The following is a 14,458-nucleotide window of genomic DNA, read 5'->3' as shown; positions in this document are numbered from 1 at the left end:
CCGGCGCAGGCGGACGCGAGCATGTCCTGGAGGGCGGCCTGGACCTTCACGGAGCGGATGCCGTCGGCGCATGAGGGGTCTAGGCAACGAAGAAGGCCCAGGTCGCTGACCTGGGCCTTCTTGCAAGAGCGGATGACGGGAATCGAACCCGCGCTATAAGCTTGGGAAGCTCATGTTCTACCATTAAACTACATCCGCATTGCGGTCCAGTTGCCTGGATCCGTAGCGTTGCTCACTGTACCCCATGATCGACCCGCGGTGAATTTGCCCGCCCGGTCGCCCGTCTTCGTCGTCGCGCAGTGGCGGTCGTGGGTGCGGGAGTTGGGGGCGTAGCGTGTGCGCTGGGCGGCTGCGGGAGTGGCGGCTGGAGTGGGTCCCGATCATCCCCTAATGTGGCGATTCATCGTAGTACGGCTCGTTGGGGAAAGGGACTCGATGGAGCACACAGTCGTCCGTTGTGCCGAAGGGCACGTTTTCAATACCGCCTCGTTCCCGCTGCAGCATCTCGGTGCCGGCCGGATCGGGCCCGGTCGGCTGCTGCGGTGTCCGCGGTGTGCGCGGCTGCGGCACGCGGTGCCGGTGGGCGGCGCCAAGAGGTAGGGCGGCGGGCGGATCGGCCGGGCGCGCGGGTGTGGCTCCGATTGGGGGTGGCCCGCGCGCTCTGCGTATCCTCGGGACGTGCTTCTCTCCGACAAAGACATCCGGGCCGAGCTCGACAGCGGACGGGTTCGCATTGACCCGTTCGACGAGTCGATGGTGCAGCCCTCCAGCATCGATGTACGTCTCGACCGGTTCTTCCGGGTGTTCGAGAACCACCGCTACGCGCACATCGACCCCGCCACCGAGCAGGCCGACCTGACGCGCATGGTCGAGCCCGACGGGGACGAGGCCTTCATCCTGCACCCGGGTGAGTTCGTGCTGGCGTCCACGTACGAGGTCATCTCGCTGCCCGACGACATCGCCTCCCGCCTGGAGGGGAAGTCCAGCCTCGGCCGACTGGGTCTGGTGACGCATTCGACCGCCGGGTTCATCGACCCCGGTTTCTCGGGCCACGTGACCCTGGAGCTGTCGAACCTCGCCACCCTGCCGATCAAGCTGTGGCCCGGGATGAAGATCGGCCAGCTGTGCCTGTTCCGGCTCAGCTCGCCCGCTGAGTTCCCGTACGGCAGTGAGCGGTACGGCTCCCGGTACCAGGGGCAGCGCGGTCCGACCGCCTCGCGCTCCTTCCAGAACTTCCACCGCACCCAGGTGAGGCACGAGGCATGAGCGAAGCACGGGAGAACCTGACCTACGAGGGGTTCGGGAGCGCCGTCCGCGAGCTGGCGCAGACCATCGCCGACGACGGGTACGAGCCCGACATCATCCTGAGCATCGCCCGCGGCGGCGTGTTCGTGGCGGGCGGGCTGGCGTACGCGCTGGACTGCAAGAACATCCACCTCGTGAACGTCGAGTTCTACACCGGCGTGGGCACCACGTTGGAGATGCCGGTCATGTTGGCGCCGGTCCCCGAGGCGATCGACTTCACCGACAAGAAGGTGCTGATCGCCGACGACGTCGCCGACACCGGCAAGACGCTCAAGCTGGTCCACGACTTCTGCCTCGGCCACGTCGCCGAGGTTCGGTCGGCCGTGATCTACGAGAAGTCGCACTCGCTCGTGAAGTGCGAGTACGTGTGGAAGAAGACCGACGAGTGGATCAACTTCCCCTGGTCGGTCGAGCCGCCGGTCGTCAAGCGTGAGGGCCAGGTCCTCGACGCCTGAGGTCCCGACCGCGAAAGGAGGGGCCCGCCGCGCATCGCGCGGCGGGCCCCTTCGTCGTGGTGCCGGGCGGGCCTAGAGCGTGCCCAGCTTGATGATCGACAGCAGGGCGATCAGCTGGATGGCCGAGGCGCCGAGCGCCTTCTGCCACGGCAGGTCGTGCGACTTGCTGATCAGCGCCATGAAGAGGGCGCCGGCGGCGAGCCAGGTCACCCAGCCGAGGATCTGGACGACCATGTTGTCGCCGCCCAGGAAGATCGCGAAGAGCAGACGCGGTGCGTCGGTGATCGACATGACCAGCATCGACAGGCCCACGGTCGGCTGCCAGGCCCCGTCGCCACCGAGCTGGCGGGCCAGGGTGTGCGTGACCGCGCCCAGGATCAGCCCGCAGATGACGAAGGCGACGCCGGTGCTGAGGACGATCGGGATGGCCTGGGTGAGGGTCGCCTTGATGGCGTCCTCGCGGGCCTTGTCGAAGCCGAAGACCGCGAGCATGCCGTAGATGAAGGTGACGGTCAGCGCCGGACCCCACACGGCGTAGTCGCGCATCCGCAGGAAGGTCGGCCCCGGGCGCATGACGATGCCGCGCAGGAGCTCCTTCCAGTGGAGGCGGGGCCCGACGGGCGCTGCCGCGGGGGCGGCGCCGGCGTGGTAGGTCCCGCCCTGGTTGTAGGGGTCCTCGCCGATGGAGAAGGCCTGGGTGTGACCCGGGTTGTCCGCGTACGAGGGCCCGTGCGGGTCGGGGTACGGGTCCTGCGGCGGGTAGTGCCCGCCGTGTCCCTGACCCTGACCCTGCCCGTGACCCTGGCCGTGTGGTTGGCCGTACGGGTCGAAGTACTCGGGCTCACCGTGGTCCCCGGCGCCGCCCTGTTGGGGCCACTGCTGCTGGGGGTAGGGCTGCTGGCCGTACGGTGCCTGCGGCGGCGCTTGATGCTGCTGCTGCTGACCGTACGGCTGCTGCCGCGGGGTGTGCGGGGGTTGTTGCGGGGTGCGGTTGTTGTCCCGGCCGCGTCCGATCCTGAATCCAGCCACGTGATCGAAAGTACCCGCTCCCGGGGGCGCCGGTGGCCCGGCCGCCGGAACGGGCGGCCTTTGCGGCTGAGCTGTGACATCCCCTAGGGGATGGGGAGGGTGGGGGATTTACACGGCTGCGCGCCGTTCTGGGGTGGTTCGTTACGTTGCTGAAGGAATGCGTATGGATGGGGTCCGTAGCTTCGTGAGTGTCGCCCCCATGGACGCAGGACCGAGCACGGAAAGAGCCCCCCGCCATGCGCAGCACCCGCCGTAAGACCCTTCGTACCGCCGCGGTCCTGACCGGAGCCGCCGCCGTTCTGGCCCTCCCGGTGGGGGCGGCCTTCGCGGACTCGCCGGCGGCGCCGGAACCGGGGGCGCTGCCGGCGGTCGAGCAGCCGTCGGTGGACCCGGCGGTGCAGCCGTCGGTGGACCCGTCCGTCGATCCCTCGGTGCGGCCCACGGCTCCGCCGGTCACCCCGCCGGTCACCCCGCCGGTCCAGTCGCGCGGGTTCGTCACCACCGTGAAGCTCGCCGACGGGTCGGTCGCCAAGGTCTACAAGATCGGTGACGACCACTTCGAGGCCGACGTCTTCTCCGGTGACACGAGGCTGGACACCCTGGTCAGCAAGGACGGCAAGCCGGCGTACGGCCGGAACAACGGCCTCCACGTCGTCCTCCAGCCGAACGGCACGGTGACCTCGTGGACCGAGGGGACGGGCGAGCCGGTCGAGAAGCCGAAGCCCGAGCCGAAGCCGAAGCCGAAGCCGGTGGTGGAGGACGGGAAGGAGACCTCGGTCCGGATCACCATGCCGGACGGGCGGATCGCGAAGCTGGTCGACGGTCCGCACGAGGAGCGGGTTGAGATCTCCATGCCGAACGGGAACCTCCTCGGCACCCTCGACCGCAAGAACCCGACCGCGATGAACGACGGTTGGACGTACAAGTTGGTCCAGGACCGCACGCGCCTGAAGTTCGTCGTCATCGACGGCAGGAACGGCGGGGACAGCTGGGTCTACGACTTCGCCGACGGCAGGCTGATCGAGAAGTACACGGTCGAGAAGACCGCGAAAGCCGCGAAGGTCGAGAGGGTCGAGAAGCCCGGGCACGTGCCCGCGCCGCAGGTGACGCCCGCGAAGCCGGTGGCGGAGCAGCGGGACCGGATCGTCCCGAAGGGCGGCGTGAAGGCCGGTGCGGAGGGCGTCGTGGAGGCCGGGCGGACGGACACTCCGGTGTTGATGGCCGCCGGTGGCGGCATGGCCGCGGTGGGCGCGGCCGGGCTGGGCTTCGCGCTGCTGCGGCGCGGGCGGGCTCGCGGCTGACCTGCGGTCCCGCTGACGGGAACGGGAACGGCCGGCCCCCCCTTGGTGGGGAGACCGGCCGTTCCCGTCGGGTCGATGCCCTACTTCGCGGCGTCCGGCTCGGGCTCCGGCTTCGGCTCGGCGTCCGCCTTCGGCTTCTCGGCGGCCTCCGGCGGGGTCCCGTTGACGGCCTTGGCCTTGGCCTCGGTCTCGGACTCCTCGGTCCCGGCCTCCGGCTTCTCGGCGTCGGCCGCAGGCTGCGCCGGGACCTCCGTCTTCGGCTCGGTCGGCTCGGCGTCCACCGCGGGCTTCTCGGCGGGCTCGACGTCCGCCTCCACCTCCGGCTCCGCTGCCTTGACGGCCTCGGCCTCGGGCTCGGCGGGCTCGGGCGCCTTCTCGGCCCCCGGCTCCACCGCGGCCTCGGGGGCCTCGGCGGCCTCGGGCGCCTCAGGAGCCTCGGCAGCAGCCTCGACCTCCGCCTCCGCGAGCACGGCGGCCTCGGCTTCCGCAGCTGCCTTCGCCTCGGCCTCAGCCTCGGCCTTCGCCTCCGCAGCCGCCTTCGCCTCAGCCTCGGCAGCCGCCTTCGCCACCGCCTCCGCCTCCGCCAGCGCCGCGGCTTCCGCCGCCTCCGCCTCGGCCAGTTCGGCCAGTTCGGCCTCCGTCGGGCCCGGGGTCTTCACCGACTCCAGCAGCAGCTGCGCCACGTCCACGACCTGGACGTGCTCCTTCGCCTGGCCGTCGTTCTTCTTGCCGTTCACCGAGTCGGTGAGCATGACGAGGCAGAAGGGGCATGCCGTGGAGACGATGTCCGGGTTCAGGGACAGGGCCTCGTCGACGCGCTCGTTGTTGATGCGCTTGCCGATCCGCTCCTCCATCCACATCCGCGCGCCACCCGCGCCACAGCAGAAGCCCCGCTCCTTGTGGCGGTGCATCTCCTGCTGGCGCAGCCCCGGCACGGCCGACATGATCTCGCGCGGCGGCGTGTAGACCTTGTTGTGCCGGCCCAGGTAGCAGGGGTCGTGGTACGTGATCAGGCCGTCGACCGGGGTCACCGGCGTGAGGCGGCCCTCGTCGATCAGGTGCTGGAGCAGCTGCGTGTGGTGGATGACCTCGTACTCGCCGCCCAGCTGCGGGTACTCGTTCGCGATCGTGTTGAAGCAGTGCGGGCAGGTCGAGACGATCCGCTTCGCCGACTTCGGCTTCTTCGTCGCCGGGTCCTCGTCGTCCTCGCCGAAGGCCATGTTCAGCATGGCCACGTTCTCCTGGCCGAGCTGCTGGAACAGCGGCTCGTTGCCCAGGCGGCGCGGGGAGTCACCCGTGCACTTCTCGTCGCCGCCCATGATCGCGAACTTGACGCCCGCCATGTTCAGCAGCTCCGCGAAGGCCTTCGTGGTCTTCTTGGCCCGGTCCTCCAGGGCGCCCGCGCAGCCGACCCAGTACAGGTAGTCGAACTCGGAGAGGTCCTCCGCGTCCTTCCCGATGATCGGGACCTCGAAGTCGACCTCCTTCGTCCACTCCACGCGCGCCTTCTTGGCCAGGCCCCAGGGATTGCCCTTCTTCTCCAGGTTCTTGAGCATCGTGCCCGCCTCGGACGGGAACGCGCTCTCGATCATCACCTGGTAGCGGCGCATGTCGACGATGTGGTCGATGTGCTCGATGTCGACCGGGCACTGCTCGACGCACGCGCCGCAGGTGGTGCAGGACCACAGCACGTCCGGGTCGATGACGCCGTTCTCCTCGGCGGTGCCGATGAGCGGGCGCTCCGCCTCGGCCAGGGCCGCCGCCGGTACGTCCTTCAGCTGCTCCGGGGTCGCCTTCTCGTTGCCCTCCATGTCCTTGCCGCCGCCCGCGAGCAGGTACGGGGCCTTGGCGTGCGCGTGGTCGCGCAGCGACATGATCAGGAGCTTCGGGGACAGCGGCTTGCCGGTGTTCCAGGCGGGGCACTGCGACTGGCAGCGCCCGCACTCGGTGCACGTGGAGAAGTCGAGGATGCCCTTCCAGGAGAACTGCTCGACCTGGGAGACGCCGAAGACGTCGTCCTCGCCCGGGTCCTCGAAGTCGATCTCCTTGCCGCCGCTCGTCATCGGCTTGAGCTCGCCGAGCGCGACCGCGCCGTCCGCGTTCCGCTTGAACCAGATGTTCGGGAAGCCGAGGAAGCGGTGCCAGGCGACACCCATGTTGGTGTTGAGCGAGACGACGATCATCCAGATCAGCGAGGTGCCGATCTTGATCATCGCCGTGAAGTAGATGAGGGTCTGGAGCGTGCCGACCGAGAGGCCCTTGAAGGCCAGGACCAGCGGGTACGAGAGGAAGTACGCCGGCTCGTAGTGGTCGACGTGGTGGATCGCGCCTTCGAGCCCGCGCAGCGTCAGGATCGCGAGGCCGATGATCAGGATGATGTACTCGACGAAGTACGCCTGCCAGGCCTTGGAGCCCGTGAAGCGCGACTTGCGGCCCGCCCGGGAAGGCAGGTTGATCAGGCGGATGGCGATCAGCACCAGGATGCCGAGGATCGTCATCACGCCGATGAACTCGATGTACAGCTCGAACGGCAGGAAGTCGCCGATGATCGGCAGCGTCCAGTCCGCCTGGAAGAGCTGGCCGTAGGCCTGGGCCAGCGTCGGAGGCAGCGTCAGGAAGCCGATGGCGACGAACCAGTGGGCGAAGCCGACGATGCCCCAGCGGTTCATCCGGCTGTGGCCGAGGAACTCCCGGACCAGGGTGAGCGTTCGAGCCTTCGGGTCGTCCGTACGGCTGCCTGCCGGCACGGGTTGGCCGAGTTTCACGAACCGGTAGATCTGGGCCACGGCTCGGGCGAGCAGCGCGACGCCGACCACGGTCAGGACCAGCGACACGATGATCGCGGCGAGTTGCATGGGAGGGCTCCTCGGGCGGGACTTACTAAGCGGTAACTTATTGAGTCAAGGCTTGAGGTTACCCAGTTCCCGCGCCGCAATGTAGGTGGGCGAGCGGTGATCTGTGTCGCTCAGGCATGCCTCGGTCGGCACCGCTGTCGGTAGGCCGCCCGAGGGGTCTGAGCGAGGATCGCGAGATCCATCCCCAGCCAATGGCTCTCCACATAGTGCCGGTCCAAGAGGGCCATCTCCTCCCAGGGGAGGTCCGACCGCGCGCTGACCTGCCACAATCCGGTCATTCCGGGGCGTACGAGCAGTCGTTCGGGTCGATCCGTCCGTGCTTCGGGACGCGGCCCGACCAGGGACATCTCCCCGCGCAGCACATTCAGCAGTTGTGGCAGCCCGTCCAGCGCGCACCGCTTCACCGCCACCCCGACCCGCCCGGCCCCCTCCGTGCGCAGCCGCCAGGTGTGGAAGGGGACCCCGGTCGGCCCCGCCGCCGGCGCCCGTACGAGGACCCGCGCGCGCAGGGTCGCGTACAGCAGGGCGGCGGCCAGCAGCAGCGGGACGGCCGTGACGGTCAGCAGGGCCAGGGCGCCCGCGAGGTCGAACACCCGCTTGGCCGGCGGCGGGGCCGGGAGCGCCCCCGGCCGGAGGGCGGCGGGGAGGGTGAGCGTCAGAGGCATGCCAGCACCGTGCCGGAAGGCCGCCACCGGCCCGGCGCGCCGCGCGGCGGGCGTCCCCCGCCCGGCGGTCAGTGAGCGTAAGGGCAGCCTAAAGGTTGAGCCCCCTCGACTCACCTCTGTTGACGCACGTGCAGACGTCATGCATTCTTGAGTCTGTTCCACTCAAGTCAGCTGGAGGAATCAAAATGGCACGTGCGGTCGGCATCGACCTGGGCACCACTAACTCCGTCGTCAGCGTTCTGGAAGGCGGCGAGCCCACCGTCATCACCAACGCCGAGGGCGCCAGGACCACGCCGTCCGTCGTCGCCTTCGCCAAGAACGGCGAGGTCCTCGTCGGCGAGGTGGCCAAGCGCCAGGCGGTCACGAACGTGGACCGGACCATCCGCTCCGTCAAGCGCCACATGGGCACTGACTGGAAGATCAACCTGGATGGCAAGGACTTCAACCCGCAGCAGATGAGCGCCTTCATCCTGCAGAAGCTGAAGCGCGACGCCGAGGCGTACCTGGGCGAGAAGGTCACGGACGCGGTCATCACCGTCCCGGCCTACTTCAACGACTCCGAGCGCCAGGCGACGAAGGAGGCCGGCGAGATCGCGGGCCTCAACGTCCTGCGCATCGTCAACGAGCCGACGGCCGCCGCCCTGGCCTACGGCCTCGACAAGGACGACCAGACCATCCTCGTCTTCGACCTCGGTGGCGGCACCTTCGACGTGTCCCTCCTTGAGATCGGCGACGGCGTCGTCGAGGTCAAGGCCACCAACGGTGACAACCACCTCGGTGGCGACGACTGGGACCAGCGCGTCGTCGACTACCTGGTGAAGCAGTTCGCCAACGGTCACGGCGTCGACCTGGCCAAGGACAAGATGGCGCTCCAGCGTCTGCGCGAGGCCGCCGAGAAGGCGAAGATCGAGCTGTCCTCCTCCACGGAGACCTCGATCAACCTGCCCTACATCACGGCTTCCGCCGAGGGCCCGCTGCACCTGGACGAGAAGCTCACGCGCTCGCAGTTCCAGCAGCTCACCGCGGACCTGCTCGACCGCTGCAAGGCGCCGTTCAACAACGTGATCAAGGACGCGGGCATCAACCTGTCCGAGATCGACCACGTGGTCCTCGTCGGCGGCTCCACCCGCATGCCGGCCGTCGCCGAGCTCGTCAAGGAGCTCACCGGCGGTCAGGACGCCAACAAGGGCGTCAACCCGGACGAGGTCGTCGCCATCGGCGCGACGCTCCAGGCCGGTGTGCTCAAGGGTGAGGTCAAGGACGTCCTGCTCCTCGACGTGACCCCGCTGTCCCTGGGTATCGAAACCAAGGGCGGCATCATGACCAAGCTCATCGAGCGCAACACGACCATCCCGACCAAGCGGTCGGAGATCTTCACGACGGCCGAGGACAACCAGCCGTCCGTGCAGATCCAGGTCTACCAGGGCGAGCGCGAGATCGCGGCGTACAACAAGAAGCTCGGCATGTTCGAGCTGACCGGCCTGCCGCCGGCCCCCCGTGGCATCCCGCAGATCGAGGTCTCCTTCGACATCGACGCGAACGGCATCATGCACGTCACGGCCAAGGACCTCGGCACGGGCAAGGAGCAGAAGATGACCGTCACCGGCGGCTCTTCGCTCGGCAAGGACGAGGTCGACCGCATGCGCCAGGAGGCGGAGCAGTACGCGGACGAGGACCTGCGCCGCAAGGAGGCCGCCGAGTCCCGCAACCAGGGTGAGCAGCTCGTCTACCAGACGGAGAAGTTCCTCTCGGAGAACGCGGACAAGGTCCCGGGCGAGATCAAGACCGAGGTCGAGACCGCGATCACCGAGCTGAAGGACAAGCTCAAGGGTGAGGACGCGGCCGAGATCCGCACCGCGACCGAGAAGCTCGGCGCGATCAGCCAGAAGCTGGGCCAGGCCATCTACGCCGACGCCCAGTCCGCCCAGGGTGCCGCCGGCGCCGAGGGTGCCCAGCAGGCCGCGGACGCCGCCGACGACGTCGTCGACGCCGAGATCGTCGACGACGAGAAGCCGAAGGGTGGCGCTGTCTGATGTCGGAGGAGACCCCGGGCTTCGACGAGAAGCCCGAAGTCCCCGCCGACGGCACGCCTGACGATGCCGCCGAGCCGAAGGCCGCAGCCTCCTCCGAGGAGGAGGCCGCGTCCCCGGCCGGGGACTCCGCAGCAGCACAGAACGCCGGCCAGGAGACCGCTCTCCTGGCGCAGCTGGACCAGGCCCGCACCGCGCTCGGCGAGCGCACCGCGGACCTCCAGCGGCTCCAGGCGGAGTACCAGAACTACCGCCGTCGCGTGGAGCGGGACCGGATCGCCGTCAAGGAGATCGCGGTCGCGTCCCTCCTGACGGAGCTGCTCCCGACCCTGGACGACATCGGCCGGGCGCGGGAACATGGCGAACTGGTCGGCGGCTTCAAGTCGGTGGCCGAGTCGCTGGAGACCGCCGCCGCCAAGATGGGGCTGCAGCAGTTCGGCAAGGAGGGCGAGCCCTTCGACCCGACGATCCACGAGGCCCTGATGCACTCGTACGCGCCGGACGTCACCGAGACGACCTGCGTGGCGATCCTGCAGCCGGGCTACCGGATCGGCGAGCGTACGATCCGCCCCGCGCGGGTCGCGGTGGCCGAGCCCCAGCCGGGCGCGGCCCCCGCCGCCAAGTCCGAGTCCGCGGACGGCGACGCGCCGTCCGACAAGGACACGGATGCCCCCGAAAAGGGCTGAAGCACCGACTGACGCGGTACACGTAGGAGAACGAGAGGAGGGCCACCGGGGATGAGCACGAAGGACTTCGTCGAGAAGGACTACTACAAGGTCCTCGGTGTCCCGAAGGACGCCACCGAGGCCGAGATCAAGAAGGCGTACCGGAAGCTCGCCCGCGAGTTCCACCCGGACGCCAACAAGGGCGACGCCTCGGCCGAGGAGCGCTTCAAGCAGATCTCCGAGGCGAACGACGTCCTCGGGGACGCCAAGAAGCGCAAGGAGTACGACGAGGCCCGCGCCCTGTTCGGCAACGGGGGCTTCCGCCCCGGTCCGGGCGGGGGCGGCGGCGGCTCGTTCAACTTCGACCTCGGCGACCTCTTCGGCGGCACCCAGCAGGGTGGCGGCCAGGGAGGCTTCGGCGGCGGTGGCGGCGGTCTCGGTGACGTGTTCGGCGGCCTGTTCAACCGCGGCGCCGGCCAGGGTCCGGGCCCCCGGACCCAGCCGCGCCGCGGCCAGGACGTCGAGTCCGAGGTCACGCTCTCCTTCACGGAGGCCGTGGACGGGGCGACCGTGCCGCTGCGCATGTCCTCGCAGGCCCCCTGCAAGGCCTGTGCGGGCACCGGCGACAAGAACGGCACCCCCAGGGTGTGCCCGACCTGCGTCGGCACCGGCCAGGTGTCCCGCGGCAGCGGCGGCGGCTTCTCGCTGACCGACCCCTGCGCGGACTGCAAGGGCCGCGGTCTGATCGCGGAGAACCCCTGCGAGGTCTGCAAGGGCAGCGGGCGCGCCCGCAGTTCGCGGACCATGCAGGTCCGCATCCCGGCGGGCGTCTCCGACGGGCAGCGGATCCGACTGCGCGGCAAGGGCGCTCCGGGCGAGCGCGGCGGCCCGGCGGGCGACCTCTACGTGGTCGTGCACGTCGGCAGCCATGCCGTGTTCGGGCGCAAGGACGACAACCTGACGGTGACCGTCCCGGTGACCTTCGCGGAAGCCGCCCTGGGCGCCGAGATCAAGGTCCCGACGCTGAACGGTCCCTCCGTCACGCTCAAGCTCCCCCCGGGCACCCCCGGCGGTCGCACGATGCGGGCCCGCGGCAAGGGTGCGGTCCGCAAGGACGGCACCCGCGGCGACCTGCTCGTCACCGTGGAGGTGGCGGTCCCGACGGAGCTGTCCGACAAGGCCCGCGAGGCCCTGGAGATGTACCGGGACGCGTCCGAGTCCGAGGATCCGCGCGCCCTCCTGTTCGAGTCCGCGAAGGGAGCATGACATGGACGGCCACCGCCGCTCGTCCCGTCTGGGTCACGGGTACCAGCTCACCGACGAGACCCCGGTCTACGTGATCTCGGTGGCCGCCCAGCTCTCCGGTCTGCATCCACAGACCCTGCGCCAGTACGACCGCCTCGGCCTGGTCTCCCCGGACCGCACGGCCGGACGCGGCCGGCGCTACTCGGCCCGGGACATCGACCTGCTCCGCACGGTGCAGGCGCTGTCCCAGGACGAGGGCATCAATCTGGCCGGGATCAAGCGGATCATCGAACTGGAGAACCAGGTGGCCGCGCTCCAGCAGCGCGTCGCCGAGCTGTCCACAGCTGTGGACGGAGCGGCCGCCGCCCTCCAGGCCCGCGAGGCGCAGGTGCACGCCTCGTACCGGCGCGACCTGGTCCCGTACCAGCCCCCGCAGCCGGGCAACGCCCTCGTCGTCTGGCGCCCCAAGCGCCCGATGGACTGACGGACCGACGGACCACGCGCGAAGGCCCCGCCCGGATCTCCCGGGCGGGGCCTTCGTACGTGCCCCAGAGGCCCTCTCACAGCTCCGTGAGGTCTCCGGGGCCGGTGACGTGCAGGATGCCCGACTGGGCGATCAGGAAGCCCAGCTGGGCCCTGCTGCCGCTGCCCAGGACGGTGGCGAGCCGCGCGATGTGCGCGCGGCAGGTCCGTACGTTCATCCCCAACCGGCGCGCGATGGCCTCGTCCACGTGCCCTTCCACCAGCAACTGCGCGATCGAGCGCTGGACGCCCGAGATCCCGTCGGGCTTGTGCGTGTACGTGACCTCGTCGCGCAGCGGCACGGCGCGCCGCCACAGCTGTTCGAAGACCCGGATGAGGTAGTCCACGAGCCCGGGGTGGCGCAGTTCCAGGGCCACCCGGCGGTCGTCCTGGGCCGGGATGAAGGCCACCGTGCGGTCGAAGATGATGAGCCGCTCGATCAGCTCCTCCAGGGTGCGGATCTCGACCTTGCCCTGGGAGATCCGTTCCACGTAGGCCAGCGTGCCCTGGCTGTGCCGCACGGTGTGCTGGTACAGGGTGCGGATGCTGACCCCGCGGTCGACGAGCGGCTGGTCGCGCTCCAAGGCCTGGGTGAGGGAGATGGAGGGCCTGCCGCCGCCCGGTTGTACGGTCAGCACCTCCGTGTGGCACTCGGCGGACGCCAGGTCGAGCGCGGCGCTGATCCGGTCGAGGCCCTCCAGTACGGTGATCGCGTGGGTGCTGGCGGGCGTCTGCGCGCTGATGGCGAGGAACGGCTCGAAGGTGTCGGCGAGGTCGAGCGAGTACTGCCGGCGGTCCTGGATCTCCCGTTCGAGGGGGTGCAGACGTTGCGCGAGTGCGACCGACGGGGGAACCGGACGCAACGACTGTTCGTCATCAGGGTCGGGGTGCAGCAACGCGAATTCCAGCAGACATGGCGCGTTCCCGACATCGGCCCGGGACACCCGCCCGGCGCTCAGCGCGGTCGCGTAAAGTCGCGCTCCCTCGTCACACAGTTCGGTGACGAGGTGGGGATGTGTCGGCTGTGTGCTGATATGCGGCAAATCTCCACCCCCCAGGGTCCTGAACATGCAAGAACATGATGCATCGTCCCTGTGGCATTGACGTGCCCAAATGAGCCATCGTCTGAGACGCGGGGGAGAGGATTCCATCAAGTGAGGACGAAGCCGACCATGTACAAGAGAATGCTTCGCTCGGCGCTTGCCGTTGTTTTCTCCGCCCTTGTAGCTTATGGGGCATTCGGGGGCGGAGTTGGATCCGGGGGTGTCGGCAGCGCCGAGGCGGTATCGGCTGCGGACACTGGCTGGCATTCGTTGCCTGCGGACCTGGACACCGGCTGGCATGCAGAGCCCGCTGACACCGGCTGGCACAGCGAGCCGACCGGGGGTGCGGCGTGACCCCCGACGACCGCGACTTCCGCCGCGAGATGGCCTCCGCCTACCGATCCGGCTGGCAGTTCATCGATCTCGCGACCGCCATCCCCTACAACGGCGATTCGTTGATGGTCACGCTCTTCGGCCAGCCGATCGTCGTCGTGCGTGAGGAGGACGAGGACGTCCGCGCCTACCGCTGCCTGCGCCGTCCCCGGGGTGCGCCGCAGCCCGTCCGCTGCGAGGTGCGCTACGGGATGGTCTTCGTCAATCTCGATCAGCGCGACCACCAGCTCTTCGAACCCGACATCACCGCCGCCACCCCCCGCAGTGCCTGAAGCGATTCCCCCGTCGTTGCAGATCGCCTCAGGTGCTTCCCCCACACAACGGCGCCATCGTGGACCTGACCACGATGGCGCCGTTGTGATGTCCGCGTCCGGTGGTTGAACCGGGCGAACACCTGCGGCCCGCCGGTCCGCCCGGCCCCGGCCCGTCGCGTCGGCGCGACCCACGGCGGCGGCACGGCCCCTCGCGTCAGCCCCGGCCCATCGCGCGGTCCAGGGTGATCTCCACGACCACCCGGTCCGGATTGGGCGACGGGGTCCGCCCGTACCGCTCCGCGTAGCGCGCGACCGCCTCGGCCACCGAGGCCTCGTCCGTACGGACCACCGCGCGCCCCTCCAGGGTGGCCCAGCGTCGGCCCTCCATCTGGCACACCGCGACCCGCGCCGCGCCGTCGGGCCCCTCGGCCGCCGCCAGGACGTTGCGCACCTTCTTGCTGTGCCGGTTGGCGATCACCCGGGCGAGCCCCGCGTCGGGGTCGTAGGTCACTCCCACGGGCACCACGTGCGGGCTGCCGTCGGGCCGGGGGGTGGTCAGGGTGCAGACGTGCCGCTCCCGCCAGAAGGCGAGGTACTCGGGCGTCGGGTTGAGTACGTCATGGGACATGGGCCGAAGCGTAAGCCGCCGAAGGCGCACCGATTCGTCCTTGAGTGGAATAGACTCAACTTTACGGA

At 69.6% G+C, this 14,458-nt stretch carries 13 protein-coding genes and 1 tRNA gene; 8 read left to right on the top strand and 6 right to left on the bottom strand.

What is annotated here, in order from left to right:
• Window positions 1-127: 127 nt before the first annotated feature.
• Window positions 128-198: transfer RNA gene (locus ACIOD1_RS17725), tRNA-Gly, on the bottom strand.
• Between the two features lie 480 nt (window positions 199-678).
• Here ACIOD1_RS17725 and dcd point away from each other — a divergent pair.
• Complete coding sequence (gene dcd, locus ACIOD1_RS17720; protein ID WP_365615763.1) at window positions 679-1,266, top strand: dCTP deaminase; 588 nt, start codon at window positions 679-681, stop codon at window positions 1,264-1,266.
• The gene (locus tag ACIOD1_RS17715) at window positions 1,263-1,760 is read left to right on the top strand and encodes a phosphoribosyltransferase (RefSeq protein ID WP_401903183.1); all 498 of its coding nucleotides are present in this window, start codon (window positions 1,263-1,265) and stop codon (window positions 1,758-1,760) included. Before dcd ends, ACIOD1_RS17715 begins: the two co-directional genes overlap by 4 nt.
• Before the next feature lie 72 nt (window positions 1,761-1,832).
• Here the strand turns inward: ACIOD1_RS17715 and ACIOD1_RS17710 are convergent, their stop codons facing one another.
• Entirely contained in the window at window positions 1,833-2,789 is a 957-nt protein-coding gene (locus ACIOD1_RS17710; protein WP_365615757.1) for a Yip1 family protein, read from the bottom strand.
• 236 nt (window positions 2,790-3,025) lie between these two features.
• On the opposite strand from ACIOD1_RS17710, the gene ACIOD1_RS17705 reads away from it, so the two are divergent.
• On the top strand, window positions 3,026-4,090 hold the full coding sequence (locus ACIOD1_RS17705) for a hypothetical protein (RefSeq protein ID WP_401903180.1): 1,065 nt from the start codon (window positions 3,026-3,028) through the stop codon (window positions 4,088-4,090).
• 80 nt (window positions 4,091-4,170) lie between these two features.
• On the opposite strand, the gene ACIOD1_RS17700 is transcribed toward ACIOD1_RS17705, so the two are convergent.
• Together ACIOD1_RS17700 and ACIOD1_RS17695 are read right to left on the bottom strand one after the other, a co-directional pair.
• Entirely contained in the window at window positions 4,171-6,945 is a 2,775-nt protein-coding gene (locus tag ACIOD1_RS17700) for a heterodisulfide reductase-related iron-sulfur binding cluster (protein WP_401903177.1), read from the bottom strand.
• A 110-nt stretch (window positions 6,946-7,055) separates the two neighbouring features.
• Window positions 7,056-7,610, bottom strand: coding sequence for a sugar transferase (locus ACIOD1_RS17695; RefSeq protein WP_365615751.1), 555 nt, complete (start codon window positions 7,608-7,610; stop codon window positions 7,056-7,058).
• A 185-nt stretch (window positions 7,611-7,795) separates the two neighbouring features.
• On the opposite strand from ACIOD1_RS17695, the gene dnaK reads away from it, so the two are divergent.
• Genes dnaK through ACIOD1_RS17675 form a run of 4 tightly spaced genes read left to right on the top strand, consistent with a single transcriptional unit; the run spans window position 7,796 to window position 12,034 of the window.
• Complete coding sequence (gene dnaK / locus ACIOD1_RS17690; RefSeq protein WP_365615748.1) at window positions 7,796-9,643, top strand: molecular chaperone DnaK; 1,848 nt, start codon at window positions 7,796-7,798, stop codon at window positions 9,641-9,643.
• On the top strand, window positions 9,643-10,326 hold the full coding sequence (grpE, locus tag ACIOD1_RS17685; RefSeq protein ID WP_401903174.1) for a nucleotide exchange factor GrpE: 684 nt from the start codon (window positions 9,643-9,645) through the stop codon (window positions 10,324-10,326). The genes dnaK and grpE overlap by 1 nt, the downstream gene beginning before the upstream one ends.
• 51 nt (window positions 10,327-10,377) lie before the next feature.
• Window positions 10,378-11,571 carry a molecular chaperone DnaJ gene (dnaJ, locus tag ACIOD1_RS17680; protein WP_365615743.1) on the top strand — a complete coding sequence of 398 codons (1,194 nt, stop codon included), beginning with the start codon at window positions 10,378-10,380 and terminating at the stop codon, window positions 11,569-11,571.
• 1 nt (window position 11,572) lies between these two features.
• Window positions 11,573-12,034 (top strand): heat shock protein transcriptional repressor HspR, encoded by a 462-nt coding sequence (locus ACIOD1_RS17675; RefSeq protein WP_365615741.1) that lies wholly within the window; start codon window positions 11,573-11,575, stop codon window positions 12,032-12,034.
• A 76-nt stretch (window positions 12,035-12,110) separates the two neighbouring features.
• On the opposite strand, the gene ACIOD1_RS17670 is transcribed toward ACIOD1_RS17675, so the two are convergent.
• Window positions 12,111-13,142, bottom strand: a complete 1,032-nt coding sequence (locus ACIOD1_RS17670; protein ID WP_365615738.1) for a helix-turn-helix transcriptional regulator — start codon at window positions 13,140-13,142, stop codon at window positions 12,111-12,113.
• Between the two features lie 356 nt (window positions 13,143-13,498).
• Here ACIOD1_RS17670 and ACIOD1_RS17665 point away from each other — a divergent pair, with 356 nt between their 5' ends.
• Entirely contained in the window at window positions 13,499-13,780 is a 282-nt protein-coding gene (locus ACIOD1_RS17665) for a (2Fe-2S)-binding protein (protein ID WP_365616205.1), read from the top strand.
• A 196-nt stretch (window positions 13,781-13,976) separates the two neighbouring features.
• Here the strand turns inward: ACIOD1_RS17665 and ACIOD1_RS17660 are convergent, their stop codons facing one another.
• The gene (locus tag ACIOD1_RS17660) at window positions 13,977-14,390 is read right to left on the bottom strand and encodes a TIGR03618 family F420-dependent PPOX class oxidoreductase (protein WP_365615735.1); all 414 of its coding nucleotides are present in this window, start codon (window positions 14,388-14,390) and stop codon (window positions 13,977-13,979) included.
• Window positions 14,391-14,458 lie beyond the last annotated feature (68 nt).

Origin of the sequence: Streptomyces sp. NPDC088097 (assembly GCF_044741845.1) — a bacterium.
GTDB lineage: Bacteria > Actinomycetota > Actinomycetes > Streptomycetales > Streptomycetaceae > Streptomyces.
This window is presented reverse-complemented; position numbering and strand designations above follow the sequence as displayed.

Coding starts and splice junctions, on each gene's coding strand:
- ACIOD1_RS17715 (WP_401903183.1), top strand. CDS start 1,263: ATGAGCGAAGCACGGGAGAACCTGACCTACGAGGGGTTCGGGAGCGCC.
- ACIOD1_RS17705 (WP_401903180.1), top strand. CDS start 3,026: ATGCGCAGCACCCGCCGTAAGACCCTTCGTACCGCCGCGGTCCTGACC.
- ACIOD1_RS17700 (WP_401903177.1), bottom strand. CDS start 6,945: ATGCAACTCGCCGCGATCATCGTGTCGCTGGTCCTGACCGTGGTCGGC.
- ACIOD1_RS17695 (WP_365615751.1), bottom strand. CDS start 7,610: ATGCCTCTGACGCTCACCCTCCCCGCCGCCCTCCGGCCGGGGGCGCTC.
- dnaK (WP_365615748.1), top strand. CDS start 7,796: ATGGCACGTGCGGTCGGCATCGACCTGGGCACCACTAACTCCGTCGTC.
- grpE (WP_401903174.1), top strand. CDS start 9,643: ATGTCGGAGGAGACCCCGGGCTTCGACGAGAAGCCCGAAGTCCCCGCC.
- dnaJ (WP_365615743.1), top strand. CDS start 10,378: ATGAGCACGAAGGACTTCGTCGAGAAGGACTACTACAAGGTCCTCGGT.
- ACIOD1_RS17675 (WP_365615741.1), top strand. CDS start 11,573: ATGGACGGCCACCGCCGCTCGTCCCGTCTGGGTCACGGGTACCAGCTC.
- ACIOD1_RS17670 (WP_365615738.1), bottom strand. CDS start 13,142: ATGTTCAGGACCCTGGGGGGTGGAGATTTGCCGCATATCAGCACACAG.
- ACIOD1_RS17665 (WP_365616205.1), top strand. CDS start 13,499: ATGGCCTCCGCCTACCGATCCGGCTGGCAGTTCATCGATCTCGCGACC.
- ACIOD1_RS17660 (WP_365615735.1), bottom strand. CDS start 14,390: ATGTCCCATGACGTACTCAACCCGACGCCCGAGTACCTCGCCTTCTGG.